Here is a 12820-nt window from a genome sequence, read left to right as displayed (position 1 = left end):
CAGAAAGAAAAAGGTACAATCCCCTTAAACAGCACTCAATGTTTCATAACCCACACTCAACGATCCGCATTAATCAATATGTCTGAGATTCAAAACAAGGTGGTAATCATCACCGGAGCCAGCAGTGGTTTAGGTGAGGCGACTGCGAAGCGACTTGCAGCTAGTGGAGCCAAGCTGATGCTGGCTGCCCGCCGAGAAGATCGGCTCAAAGAATTAGTTGCAGCGATCGCTAAATCAGGAGGGACTGCAACCTACCGAGTGACAGATGTGATAGATCGCGCACAGGTAGAAACTTTGGCGAAGGAAACTTTGAGTACTTATGGCCGTATCGATGTGCTGATCAATAATGCTGGCTTGATGCCGCTTTCTCCCCTCGACCAAGTAAAAGTGGAAGAGTGGGATCGGATGATTGATGTCAACATCAAGGGCGTTCTCTATGGGATTGCTGCCGTGTTGCCGATTATGCGTCAGCAAAAGTCTGGTCATATCATTAACCTATCGTCAGTGGCAGGACATAAGGTGTTTCCGGGGGCAGCAGTCTATTGTGCTACCAAATACGCAGTACGAGCAATTTCTGAAGGACTGCGGCTAGAGTCAAACGGTGAAATCCGTTCAACCAATATCTCGCCAGGAGCCGTTGACACTGAACTGACTACCACGATTACCGATCAAGACACAGCAGCGGGAATTAATCAACTTTATGCGATCGCCATTGATGCAGACGCTATTGCCCGTGCGATCGCATACACTATTGAGCAGCCTAGTGATGTTGATGTGAATGAAATCATCATCCGTCCAACACGTCAAGAACTTTAGTTGATATCCTCACTGTAGCTTTAGCTTTTTTCTTGAATCTGTGGATGACTTCATCCCATTCGCTGATGAGCGAGTGCAACAGTGAAGAAATGAGGATTTTTTAATTAAAAATAGTATTTCATAGACAACAGAAGACTCTATGATCAAAAAAGGAGCCTAACTTAGGCTCCTTAATCAAAAAGTGGTAAGAGAATTGTGACTACTTGATAGTTACCTTACCGCCAGCTTCTTCGATCCGCTTCTTAGCATCTTCAGCGGCATCCTTAGCAATACCTTCTTTAATTGCCTTGGGCGCAGCTTCCACCAAGTCTTTCGCTTCTTTGAGACCCAAACCGGTCAATTCGCGGACAATCTTCAGGACAGCAATTTTCTTATCAGCTGGGACTGATTCGAGAAGCACTTCAAACTCAGTTTGCTCAACAGCTTCTTCAGCAGGAGCAGCACCACCAGCACCAGGCATCATCATCATGCCACCAACGGGTGCAGCAGCACTCACGCCGAAAGCTTCTTCAATTTGCTTAACTAACTCAGAAGCTTCCAGCAAAGAAAGGGTTTTTAGTTGTTCTAAAATTTGATCGGTTGCAGCAGACATTGATATAACTCCTGTAATTTTGATTATTTATTTTGTCATCGGTCATTGGTCTTTAACTATAGACTTTTGACTTTTGACTGATGAACCACGAAGTCTATTCAGCAGCAGTTTCAGTACTACTATCAGCTTCAGTCGCGGTTTCGATGCCGCTATCTTGTACAGCAACAGTTTCGGTGCTACCACCACTCTGCTCTTGGTCGGCCACAGCCTGCAAAGCACGAGCCAATGAACCAGGAACTTCGTTGATACCCACAGCAATCTTGGTAGCCAAAGCGTTGATAGCCCCAGCAATTTGTGCAATGAGTTGTTCCTTAGATGGCAAGTCTCCGAGAGCCTTGACATCTGGTTCTTTGAGTAGGCGACCTTCCATAACACCGCCACGAAGTTCTGTCTTCTTGGTGGCTTTTTGGAAGTCTTGGTAAGCCTTAATTGCAGATGAAAAATCTTCTTTGACCAGCAAAAAGGCTGAAGAACCTTTGAGTAGTTCTGACAATGGCTGCCATTTTTCTTCACCTTCAATAGCAATGCCCATCAAAGTATTTTTAGTTACTTTGCAGACAGCACCACTCGGACGTAGCCGCCGCCGTAAATCGGTAATCTCAGCAACAGTTAATCCTTGATACTCTATTACCAGTGCCAGAGTTGACTCACTCAAAGTTTCTTTGAGGTCAGCTACTATCTCTTTTTTATTTTCTAGTGTTCTACCCATTCCAATCTCACCTCCTTAAAACAATCGGGGAAGTGCCCTACTTGTACGTTTTTTCTCAACCTGAACCAAACAAAACAACAAACCCCAGCTAACATAGCCGGGGTTGAGAGTAAGACTCGTGATGCCATAGTTATTACACCTTCATAGGTGGTAATTCTGACAATTAGAGTTTCAACCTCGGCAGGATATTTAAGCTATTAGCACCTGCTGTCTCCGGCTTTGTCTATTTAATTTTGTCATTAGTCATTTGTCCTTTGTCTTTTGCATTTACAAATGACTAATGACTAATGACTAAAAATCAACTTGCTTCGCTCAGTTTCAAATCTCGTAGGGCGCTGATATCAACTTTAATTGATGGCCCCATTGTGGCTGACACATAAAATGTGCGCCAATAACGACCTTTAGCTCCTGAAGGACGGTTACGGTCAATCGTCTCCTGCAATGCCTTCAGGTTGACTAACAAATCTTCAGGCGAGAAAGTTGTCTTACCAAACATAACATGGACAATACCAGTTCGATCAGCTCGGAATTCTAATTTACCAGCTTTGAATTCTGCGATCGCACCTGCTAAGTCAAATGTTACGGTTCCACCCTTGGGCGATGGCATCAAACCACGCGGCCCAAGCAACTTACCCAGTTTCGCTACCTGTGGCATCACATCGGGTGTGGCAATCAGTTTGTCAAAATCCATTCTACCTTTCTGGATTTCGTCAATCAGTTCTTCTGACCCTACTAAATCAGCACCAGCGTTGCTTGCTTCGTTTACCTTTTCGCCTCTGGCTATCACCGCCACTCGGACGATTTGTCCTGTACCTTTGGGCAGTGCTACCGTTGTCCGCAACTGTTGGTCTGTATACTTGGGGTCAATTCCCAGCCGGATATGGGCTTCAGCAGCTTCGGTAAATTTAGCTGTTGCTGTGTCTTTAAGAAGGGCTAAAGCCTCTAAAGGATGATAGTCTTTGTCTTCTACTTTTGCTTGCAATCCCTGCAAACGACGCGATATTTTTGGCATTTTGTTCTCCTGGGGTAATTCCGAAGCTTCGCCTCTCCCCCGATAATTTTTAGTTATTTGTCCTTTGTTATTTGTCTTTTGTCCTTTGTCCTTCGTCAGTTATCAATGACTAATGACTAATGACCAATTGACTAATGACCAATGACTAATCCGTAACCGTTATACCCATATTTTTAGCCGTTCCTGCCACAATCTTCATTGCCGCGTCGATGTCGTTGGCATTGAGGTCAGGGAGTTTGGTTTGGGCTATTTCTTGCAGTTGTGCTTTGGTAATTGACCCAACCTTCTTTTTGTTGGGTTCATTTGAGCCTTTCTCAACTTTTGCCGCCTTCCGAATCAGCACTGATGCTGGTGGCGTCTTGAGTACAAATGTAAAACTCCGGTCTTCAAAAACCGAAATTTCTACAGGTATTACCATTCCAGCTTGGTCTGCTGTTTTGGCGTTGTACTCTTTACAAAACATCATGATGTTGACACCATGTTGACCCAATGCGGGCCCCACTGGCGGTGCTGGGTTGGCTTTTCCAGCATTCAAGGCCAGTTTAATGACCGCCACTACTTTCTTCGCCATTTGTATTTAGCTCTGTTTCTCTACCTGATTAAATTCCAATTCAACTGGTGTATCCCTACCAAAAATTGAGAGCAAGGCTTTAAGCTTACTCCGCTCTGGAGAGACTTCAATCACCTCGCCTTCAAAGTCTTTAAATGGACCAGAAAGCACCATTATCTTATCACCAGTAGCCATGTCAATTTTGACAACAGCTTCTTGTTCGCTGGTTTGTTTGAATATACGTTCTACTTCTGAAGAACTCAGTGGTATGGGATGCACGTGACCGCGACCCTTACTACTACCACGTTTTTGTTCTGAACCGACAAAATTAATTACATGGGAGGTGTTTCGTACCACCTGCCAGGTATCATCATCCATCATCATCCGCACCAACACATAGCCAGGGAAAACCTTTTCCTCTGTATGCTGGCGACTGCCGTCTTTGCGGATTTTCACCGCTGGCGTTTGCGGAATTTCTACTTGGATAATTTTGTCAGCTACATCAAAAGTTTGAATGCGTTGTTCTAGGTTCGTCTTTACACGTTTTTCACAGCCTGAGGCCACTTGCACTGCATACCAGCGTGCTTCTTTTGACGCTGTTTCTGCTGCTTCTGCTGTGTCTTCCGACTGGAAGGTTGAGTTGCGAGGTTCGTCTGTTGCAAAAGTCATCAGAATACCTGTTTGGCTGCCCAAGCAAACAATCCATCGACCAAGTATATCAAAGATGCGGAGAGTGCCACCATTAACAACACAGCGGCGGACTCGCTCACTATCTGTTTCCGACTGGGCCAAACTACTTTTTCAAGTTCTTCTTTGGTTCCCTGGATGAAGTTGCCAAAGCTAAACCCATTTGTGGTTTCTGGCAATTCTGCTTCATTTTTTTTGGCCACGACCGATTATCCCCCGTTTCTTACTCAATTTTGGATTTGGGATTTTAGATTTACCCCATGCTTTTAGGCAAGGGTACTCAACTTCAGATTTTGGGTTGTCAATTTATTTAGAGTTTTTGTCAATCCCAAATCTCAAATTTAAAATCTAAAATTTGTTCGTCCAGTTTTGCAGTTTCGACTCTATTTCACTTACTGGAAGCAAAACAACTACAAACACAATAAGTTTACCCGAAATTATTATCGCTAACTGCTATATTAACAGTTGCGTAATTATTTCGGGCTTAGTTTTTGCTCTTGAGCGCGCCCTGGAGGACTTGAACCCCCGACATCAGGTTTTGGAGACCTGCGTTCTACCAACTGAACTAAGAGCGCACAAGCTGTTTTTGATTCAGTGATTGCGCTGAACTAAATTTTAGTTTAACGCAATATGAGATTTATATCATACCTTAATTTTGTCTGAAAAACAAGTCAGCGGCAGATGCCGCTTGAGATTTCTCCCATCATGATTGAAGGACGAATCACAAAGGGCGGTCAAACCGTTGCTTGATTCTGGTTGCCTTACCTACGCGATCGCGGAGATAATAGAGTTTAGCACGGCGTACCTTACCGCGACGTATGACTTTGATGCTGTCAATCCGGGGAGAATGCAGCAAAAATACCCGCTCAACGCCCACGCCTTGAAAAACCTTACGGACTGTAATCGTTTCGTTGATGCCACCATTACGCTTGGCAATTACTACTCCCTCGTAGGGTTGTACGCGATATTTTTCGCCTTCCTTGATTTTCACTCCCACTTTTACAGTGTCGCCCACGTAAATGTCGGGCAGATTCGATTTTATCTGTTCCGCTTCAATGGAGCGGATAATCTCTTGAGCATTCATAGTCTTTCTGTCTGCTTAAAAAAATCTCACGATCATCAATGATAAATCGATAATCCTATTTCAGTCTACTTGTTGGGATTGATAATTTTACTGATACAACGGTCTAAAGATCAAAGCTATATTGCAGAATGCTGTACCACAGGGGTAAAATTTATGAAATTTAGCGTCGTCATCAGTACCTATAATCGCTTGAATCTGCTGCAAAGAGCAATTGACTCGGCTCGGAACCAAACAATCGAGTGCGAGGTGGTTGTTGCCGATGATTGTTCATCTGATGACACCCAAACCTATCTTAAAGGCTTAGGCGACAAGGTTGTTTATCATCGTAATGAAGTGAACCTTGGTCATGCAGCAACAGTAAATGCTGGAGTTGCCAAAGCTAGCGGCGACTGGATTAAGTTTTTAGATGATGACGACTATTTAGCGCCTAACTGCATAGAAGAGATGGCAAAAGCGATCGCACTTCGTCCCGATGCTGTAATCTGCTCTTGTGTCGCGGCTCAGGTGGATGATAATGAAGTTGAACTCTCTCGCACTCCCCAAGTTGGCCCCGGTTTAGCTTTTTATATCCCCCAAGCCGATATTCACTACGGTATGCTTTTAGAACTTGTACCTTTTGGCACACCTGTACAAGTAGCTTGCCGACGTGATGCTTTCCTGCAAACTGGTGGTTGGGACTCTACACTCGATGCTAACTGTGATGACATCGATTCCTGGATTCGGATTGCTCAATTTGGTGATGCTATTTTCTTCAACCAGTGTCTTGCTTACCGCACTATCTGGCCGGGTGCGTATAATCAAAAGTTTTCTTTGTCTCGGCGGTTGGCGACAAATATTTTGATGAAGGAGAAAATTTACGCTTTGGTAAATGAGCAGCATCGCTCAAAGATTCCAGTCTTGCAGGATATAAAAAATTACCTGAAACTCCATTGGATTTTAGTAGCACTGAAGCAAAAAAATATCAAGAGTTTTCTTTCAATGATCGATCCGTCTATACTTTCTCCTCAGTCTTGGAAGTTTTTGCTAACTGCTGCTTCATCACGCCGCTCTCAAGGAAACAATTCTCAGGTTCGCAAACTTGTATTAATTGCGTCGTAGCTTTTTAAGCGTTGGCAGTACTTTCCCTTATTGTTTATACCAATTTTCTAAGAAGCTGCACAGAATCAGCCTTGGTGAGACAAGTTGCTCAGAACAACTGCTTCTATAGCAACCTCACAAGTAATTGGTATTAGCAACTATGCATTAGTCACACCTTTCTTAAAAAGGTCAAAACCCTTGTTGCAAATTTGTTTTATGACTTTATAAAAGATACATTATATCAATAATCATGAATTGATTATTGATATAATGCCTATATTATTGACATTGAATCACAAATTCATTACCTGTAAGCGATCGCACTGGCAAAAAGTAATGGATAGCCTTAACAAAGGGAGGGTGATCGTGTAAATGCTAGACAAAGACGTTTGTACCAACTACCAGATTTGTAGCAGTGAAATTATTCAAAGTCACAAAGGTGTTAAAACTTTCAATACCACCAAAACCATCGGGGTCAATCTGAACTTGCGTAGAAGTACCCGATTGTACAAACTGCAAGTATTGGTTGATGCCAGGAATTCCACTGTCGTCTAGACTTCTGAATAGATCACTTAAATCTAACTGATCTTCGCTCTGATTAAAATCAGTGATCGTATCACCGATGTCATTCAAGGCTTGGTAAACGAACTGGTCATTACCGCTACCGCCAGTGAGAATGTCATTACCAGCACCAGCAATGAGGATATCATTGCCACTACCACCAATGAGGGTATCATCCCCCGCACCACCACGCAGCAGATCGTTTCCACTCTTGCCATCAATGCGGTCATTACCCCCCTGACTGCTGATCACATCGTTGGAGTTGTCAAGACCGTTGACATTATTGTTCAGGTCGTTAAGGAAGGTGACTCTATTTTTACCAAAGACGGTGCTTTGGGTAGAGTTTGCATCGAAGACATCAAAGCTGTCTTCAATGCTGGTTTGCCCATCAAACAGGATATTACCCAAATCTACGCTGGCTCCAGTAGATTTGCGGAGATTATCGAGTTTTTCTAGATCAAAGTTTTGCAGGATGACGTTTGGACTGTTCGCCAAGTTTTCAAAGGAGACTAACAGATTGCTACTATTCTGGGTGAGCAGCAGATTTCGGGCAGTTAAGCCAGTACCCTCAAATTTAAGGGTATCAGCTTCGGCAATCACCGCATTTGTTGGGTTTGTTCCTTTACCCACACCACCGAAATTTGTGATAATCTGCGTTCCCTCGTTGAGGCCAATCACAAATTTGTTTTGACCGCCATCGCCTGCAAAAGTTTGGACTTCATAGGCACCAATGTCAACTTTACTGCCAGATATCCGATCAAATCCAGCGCCACGTTGGTCAGTGGTGACACCAACAGGAATTAGGGCATTATTGCCAGCATTAATAGCAGGACTACCCACAAGTGGAGCATTAGTTAAGGTGACACCACCATTATTTTCTAGTGGCCCTAGTTTAGAGTCGATGGGGTTGACGCTGTTACCCACAATGCTGTTGGTAGTAAAGCCAGTGCTACCTGTGTTGTCACCAATCAGGTTATTGCCGACATCAGTGAAGTTGCCAGAAACGTCAAGCTTGAGGATAGAGGATTCAGAAGAGTCATATAAATTTTTGTTGAAGTTGCCTGCAATGATGGTGTTGCCAGCGATAACAGTACCATCTGAGTCATTAAAAATGCCTCCACCATCGGCATTACGAACGTAAAAGTCTTGTGCGTTGTTATTGGTAATGGTGCTGTTGGCGAGGGTAAGACTGCCTGAGTTAGAAATGCCACCGCCGTCGATGTACCCCCTATTGCCAGAGATAGTACTATTGCTCAGGTTGAAGATGCCTGAGTTATAGATGCCGCCACCGCTTTCGGCTGTACTATCAGAGATGGTGCTATAGTTCAGGTTCACGGTACCTGAGTTATAGATGCTGCCACCGTAAGATGGCAAAGGGTTAGGGCCGCCGCGCTCAAGACCACTAGCGATCGCAATATTATTAGAGAAAGTACTTCCCGTTATGCTGAGGTTACCTGTATTGAAGATGCCGCCACCGTAAGCAGGGTCGTATTTGATCGAGGCAATGTTATTAGAGATGCTGCTGTTAATTAGGCTGAGATTGCCTGTGTTAAATATGCCGCCTCCTAGTGACGACCCCCTATTATCCGAAACAGTGGTGTTAGTCAGGCTAAGGCTACCTCTGTTAAAGATGCCGCCTACAGACCCAGTACTACCAGAGACAGTGCTATTGGTCAAGTTTAAGCTGGCATTGCTATTGAGAAAAATACTACCAAAGTTATTACTAGCATTAGCAATTTTCAAGCCATTAATGCTAGTATCTGTCCCTGTTCCTGATATCTCAAATACGCCTGATGAGTTATTGCCGCTGATGCTGAGGTTTGATGCCCCAGTCCCTAAGATTGTCAGATCATCGGTAATTGTTAATTTCCCAGATGTGAGAGTGATGATATCTGGGGTGTCATCGGTGAACACGCCCGCAAAAGTAATCGTATCCGCCCCAGCAGTCGCATTGGCATTGAGAATAGCCTGTCGCAACGATCCTGCCCCAGAATCATTGGTGTTAGTTACTACTGTGTCAGTATTAATAGGTGGCTGGCTAGTGAATTGGACTTCATAAGCACCAATATCAACTACACCGTTAGATATTCGGTCAAATCCAGGGCCTCTTTGGTCTGTGCTGGCGCTAACTAGGGAATTATTGCCTGCATCAATGGCGGGACTACCCGCAAGTAAAGCTTGAGTTAATGTTGCACCACCATTATTTTGTAGAGGGCTGAGTTGGGGATTAATGGGGCTGGCGTTGGTGCCCACTAAGGTGCTGGTAGTCAAACCAGTACTACCAGTATTATTACCAACTAGGTTATTGCCAGAGTCGCTAAAACTACCAGCCACATCGGGCGTGATGTTGCTGGAGGTGGAGTTGTCGAAGTTACCGGCAATGATGCTGTTCCCAACGGTTATAGTCCCACCATCGTTGAAAACGCCGCCACCGTCGCCAGTCCCATCGGCGTTAGAGTCAGCTGTGTTATTAGTAATTGTAGTGTTGATGAGGGTGAGGGCGTCGTTGTTATAGATGCCGCCGCCCTCAGTAGTATTTGTATTCCCGAATACAGTACTGTTCGTCAGGGTAGCTGAACTGGAAGAAAAGATATATTCATCTTGGATAGATAAGTTAGAAATGCCGCTTCCTGTATTGTTTGAGACAGTACTATTGTTAAGCCAGAGAATGCTGTCTCGGTTATAGATCCCAGTTTTCGTATTACCTGAGACAGTGCTATTTGTAAGCCTGATGTTACCAGGATTAAGTATGAACGGAGGAATACCAGTGATGGTGTTGAAGATGCCGCTTTCAGTATTGCTAGAGACAATGCTATTAGTTAGACTGACTGTGCCTCCTTCGTTAAAGATGCCGCTTCCCGTATTTCCAGAAACAGTGCTGTTAGATATACTTAGGTTACTATAGCCTCCGTTAAAAATGCCGCTTCCTGTATTGTCAGAAACGGTGCTGTTAGTTAGACTGACGTTGGTATAGGTTTCGTTAAAGATGCCGCTTCCTGTATTGTCAGAAACGGTGCTGTTAGTTAGGCTGAGAATAGCATTGTTGTTAGTTTTAATACCGCTATCATTACCATTAGCGATCGCCAAACCATCAATGCTAACATCTGTTACTAATCCTGATATCTCGAACACCCTGGAAGCATTATTTCCACTCACGGTAAGCAAAGATGACCCAGTGCCCAAGATGGTGAGATCATCAGTAATCGTCAGTTGCCCAGAGGTCAGGGTAATTACATCTGGTGTGTTATCCGTGAATACACCCCCGAAAGTGATCACATCATCCCCTGGAGTAGCATTAGCTAAGTTAATTGCTTCCCGAAGTGTGGTAATGCCGTTGTTCGCATCACCATCATCTGCGTCTCCGGTATCATTCACCGTTATGGAATTTAATTGGAAGTTTGGAGTATGTGGAGTTAGCATTTTGTTACTTCAAGATAAGGTTATGAGGTCAACTCAAACTGACTGAAGCTTTATATTTACTAGGGTTTTCACACAAATACTAACAGTACTAACGAATTATTTATTACTATTTATTTCTTTTTTATCATCAGGCAAATTGCTGTTTTTGTAAAGTCATAAAAGTATTTCAGTAGTGGCCAAGAGAGGGAAATGGGGAATTCTAACAAGGACGATTTTGGAGTTTTACCCCGATTTATCGAGCCGTTATTGAATAACTCTTTAAGCTAAGTAACTAGTTAGAAACGCTTTTAGTCAGTAGTAAGTGGTCATTTTTACACACTACTGACTGCTTTTGAGTTGTCACTGAAGAACTCAATAATTATGTAGATTCACACTCAGTTACTTATCTTTATTTTTTATACACATCTTAAAGATTATGCGAATCATACATATTTTGAACCACGTTCAAGAAATAGGTAACGGGATTGTGAATGTGGCTGTGGATCTGGCTTGTCTACAGGCAAAATCTGGTTATGAGGTAGCGGTTGTTTCTGCTGGTGGTGAATACGAGACTTTACTAGATATTTATGGTGTTAAACACTACCAACTAGACCAAAGCCGGAAACCGATAAATATGATCAAAGCAGTTATGCGTTACCGAGCGATCGCAGCTGAATTTCAGCCAGATATTGTTCATGCCCACATGATGACGGGAGTGATATTAGCACGTATTTTTAAAGGAAACAAATATGCTTTAATTTCTACAGTCCACAACGAATTTCAACGTGCCAGTCTGCTGATGGGTTTGGCTGACAGGGTAATTGCTGTCAGTAAAGCTGTGCAAGATTCTATGTTTAGGCGCGGTATTCCAGAAAACAAGTTGCGGGTGGTATGTAACGGAACTTTGGGCAGTCCCCGCACTCGACAAATACAAGATTATCAACCTCTACCATTACAGCATCCAGCGATCGCAACTGTAGCCGGGATGTATCAACGTAAGGGAATTGCTGAGTTAATCGCCGCCTTTGAACAAATTGCCTCAGATTTTCCCCAAGCGCATCTTTATTTGGTAGGAAATGGCCCTGATAAGCAGCTATTTGAGGCACAGGCACAAGCAACTTCTGTAAAAGAACGCATTCATTTTGAAGGTTTCCAACCAGAACCTCAACGCTATCTGATATCTTGTGACATATTTGTGCTGGCTTCCCACCGTGATCCTTGCCCTCTGGTACTTTCGGAAGCTAGAGAAACTGGAACTGCGATCGTTGGTACTCAGGTAGATGGGATTCCTGAAGCTTTGGATAATGGGCAAGCAGGTCTTTTGGTGCCAGTAAAAGATAGTAATGCTTTGGCTGGGGTCTTAGTGCAATTACTGAGTAATGCCGAGATGCTGGACGAGTGGAAACAACGGGCAAATCAAAACCTAGAGAGGCTAAATGTTGCCCGTGTCCATCAGGAAACAATGATAGTGTATCGGGAGTTAATTACAAAATGAGGGCATGGGGCATTGGTGATTATCGGTTATCACCAGTCCCCAGTAACAGCTTTAACAGTGTAGCGATCGCTTTAGTTTGAAAGCTACCCCTAAAGCGCCAAAAACGAGTACACCCAAAACATTAGTTGATTCAGGAATGGCGGTGTAAGAAGCACCCACCCGGATCGGCCCATCTCTATCCTCTTGATCTGCTGGTATTGCTGGAATGATTCCACCACCTGGGGTTAAATCGGGTTTGGTAGAAAATAGATTGTAAAATATATCTCCGTCTCGGATTACGCCACCACTATAAGTGATCAGGTTGCCTTCAACGGTAACGTTTGCAAAGATATCCTCTAGACCAGGAATACTAGAGAAACCAATCTTTCCATCTCCATCAACATCTCCCCACTCTACCGGCTCATTATCAAATGATGGATTAGAATCGGCATTAGTATAGAACAGCGTTTGTAAGTCAAAAACGAAGCTTCCTATATTATTGCCAGTACCATTTATTAAATTGTTAGCTCTATCTGGGACACCATATTCTATTCTTTCTCCTGGTAGAATATCTGGCCCAAGGGTTCTTGGTTCTCTCGTTTTGAATATGTCTTCATTCACAGTCGTCACGATGGGTTCTACAAAAATGACGGCTCTTGCTGGTGTCCAAGATAAAAGACTAATTCCTGCTGCTCCTAAAACAGATAAGGCTATTTTGGTTGCAATTGTAGTCATATTTGTGTCCTTTTCATATTGGTTAAGAGAATGCTATACCGCATGGGTTAAATCAAACAGCAAAAACTCACTTTTCAACTGCTATCTATCTGCTAGATAAATAGTGGTTAATGTGTGCTTGCTC

General features: G+C 43.5%; 12 protein-coding genes, 1 tRNA gene and 1 other annotated feature. Of the genes, 3 read left to right on the top strand and 10 right to left on the bottom strand.

Features of this window, described 5'->3' with window-relative positions:
* Positions 1-78 precede the first annotated feature (78 nt).
* Positions 79-816, top strand: coding sequence for an SDR family oxidoreductase (locus RRG12_RS00675; protein ID WP_420757985.1), 738 nt, complete (start codon positions 79-81; stop codon positions 814-816).
* Between the two features lie 199 nt (positions 817-1015).
* Here RRG12_RS00675 and rplL read toward each other — a convergent pair whose 3' ends face one another.
* The 8 genes from rplL to rplS all read right to left on the bottom strand — a co-directional run bounded on the left by rplL (position 1016) and on the right by rplS (position 5450).
* Positions 1016-1408: a 50S ribosomal protein L7/L12 gene (gene rplL / locus RRG12_RS00670; protein ID WP_069071561.1), complete on the bottom strand. Its 393-nt coding sequence runs from the start codon at positions 1406-1408 to the stop codon at positions 1016-1018.
* 94 nt (positions 1409-1502) lie between these two features.
* Complete coding sequence (gene rplJ / locus RRG12_RS00665) at positions 1503-2117, bottom strand: 50S ribosomal protein L10 (RefSeq protein WP_420757984.1); 615 nt, start codon at positions 2115-2117, stop codon at positions 1503-1505.
* A 67-nt stretch (positions 2118-2184) separates the two neighbouring features.
* Positions 2185-2352, bottom strand: a sequence feature (ribosomal protein L10 leader region).
* A 63-nt stretch (positions 2353-2415) separates the two neighbouring features.
* On the bottom strand, positions 2416-3129 hold the full coding sequence (gene rplA, locus RRG12_RS00660) for a 50S ribosomal protein L1 (RefSeq protein WP_420757983.1): 714 nt from the start codon (positions 3127-3129) through the stop codon (positions 2416-2418).
* A gap of 145 nt (positions 3130-3274) precedes the next feature.
* The gene (rplK, locus tag RRG12_RS00655; RefSeq protein WP_069071558.1) at positions 3275-3700 is read right to left on the bottom strand and encodes a 50S ribosomal protein L11; all 426 of its coding nucleotides are present in this window, start codon (positions 3698-3700) and stop codon (positions 3275-3277) included.
* 6 nt (positions 3701-3706) lie between these two features.
* Complete coding sequence (gene nusG / locus RRG12_RS00650) at positions 3707-4348, bottom strand: transcription termination/antitermination protein NusG (protein WP_069071557.1); 642 nt, start codon at positions 4346-4348, stop codon at positions 3707-3709.
* The gene (gene secE, locus RRG12_RS00645; protein WP_069071556.1) at positions 4348-4569 is read right to left on the bottom strand and encodes a preprotein translocase subunit SecE; all 222 of its coding nucleotides are present in this window, start codon (positions 4567-4569) and stop codon (positions 4348-4350) included. Before secE ends, nusG begins: the two co-directional genes overlap by 1 nt.
* A 299-nt stretch (positions 4570-4868) precedes the next feature.
* Positions 4869-4941, bottom strand: a tRNA-Trp gene (locus RRG12_RS00640).
* Between the two features lie 146 nt (positions 4942-5087).
* Positions 5088-5450: a 50S ribosomal protein L19 gene (rplS, locus tag RRG12_RS00635; RefSeq protein ID WP_069071555.1), complete on the bottom strand. Its 363-nt coding sequence runs from the start codon at positions 5448-5450 to the stop codon at positions 5088-5090.
* 153 nt (positions 5451-5603) lie between these two features.
* Between rplS and RRG12_RS00630 the strand changes: the two genes are divergently transcribed.
* Positions 5604-6548 carry a glycosyltransferase family 2 protein gene (locus tag RRG12_RS00630; RefSeq protein ID WP_069071554.1) on the top strand — a complete coding sequence of 315 codons (945 nt, stop codon included), beginning with the start codon at positions 5604-5606 and terminating at the stop codon, positions 6546-6548.
* Positions 6549-6902: 354 nt separating this feature from the next.
* Here RRG12_RS00630 and RRG12_RS00625 read toward each other — a convergent pair whose 3' ends face one another.
* Positions 6903-10508, bottom strand: coding sequence for a beta strand repeat-containing protein (locus RRG12_RS00625; protein ID WP_420757982.1), 3606 nt, complete (start codon positions 10506-10508; stop codon positions 6903-6905).
* A gap of 415 nt (positions 10509-10923) precedes the next feature.
* Here RRG12_RS00625 and RRG12_RS00620 point away from each other — a divergent pair, with 415 nt between their 5' ends.
* Entirely contained in the window at positions 10924-11982 is a 1059-nt protein-coding gene (locus RRG12_RS00620; protein WP_420757981.1) for a glycosyltransferase family 4 protein, read from the top strand.
* Between the two features lie 51 nt (positions 11983-12033).
* Here the strand turns inward: RRG12_RS00620 and RRG12_RS00615 are convergent, their stop codons facing one another.
* A complete protein-coding gene (locus RRG12_RS00615; RefSeq protein WP_069071550.1) occupies positions 12034-12696 on the bottom strand; it encodes a hypothetical protein in 663 nt (220 codons plus the stop codon).
* Positions 12697-12820: the final 124 nt, after the last annotated feature.

Source organism: Nostoc sp. CALU 546, assembly GCF_048836525.1.
The sequence above is the reverse complement of the archived record's forward strand: the minus strand, read 5'-3'. Positions and strand labels throughout refer to the sequence as shown.

Bases quoted from the DNA above. Each gene is read 5' to 3' on its own strand.
- RRG12_RS00620 (WP_420757981.1), top strand. From the start codon at position 10,924: ATGCGAATCATACATATTTTGAACCACGTTCAAGAAATAGGTAACGGG.
- rplA (WP_420757983.1), bottom strand. From the start codon at position 3,129: ATGCCAAAAATATCGCGTCGTTTGCAGGGATTGCAAGCAAAAGTAGAA.
- rplL (WP_069071561.1), bottom strand. From the start codon at position 1,408: ATGTCTGCTGCAACCGATCAAATTTTAGAACAACTAAAAACCCTTTCT.
- RRG12_RS00625 (WP_420757982.1), bottom strand. From the start codon at position 10,508: ATGCTAACTCCACATACTCCAAACTTCCAATTAAATTCCATAACGGTG.
- RRG12_RS00675 (WP_420757985.1), top strand. From the start codon at position 79: ATGTCTGAGATTCAAAACAAGGTGGTAATCATCACCGGAGCCAGCAGT.
- RRG12_RS00630 (WP_069071554.1), top strand. From the start codon at position 5,604: ATGAAATTTAGCGTCGTCATCAGTACCTATAATCGCTTGAATCTGCTG.
- nusG (WP_069071557.1), bottom strand. From the start codon at position 4,348: ATGACTTTTGCAACAGACGAACCTCGCAACTCAACCTTCCAGTCGGAA.
- rplS (WP_069071555.1), bottom strand. From the start codon at position 5,450: ATGAATGCTCAAGAGATTATCCGCTCCATTGAAGCGGAACAGATAAAA.
- RRG12_RS00615 (WP_069071550.1), bottom strand. From the start codon at position 12,696: ATGACTACAATTGCAACCAAAATAGCCTTATCTGTTTTAGGAGCAGCA.
- rplK (WP_069071558.1), bottom strand. From the start codon at position 3,700: ATGGCGAAGAAAGTAGTGGCGGTCATTAAACTGGCCTTGAATGCTGGA.
- rplJ (WP_420757984.1), bottom strand. From the start codon at position 2,117: ATGGGTAGAACACTAGAAAATAAAAAAGAGATAGTAGCTGACCTCAAA.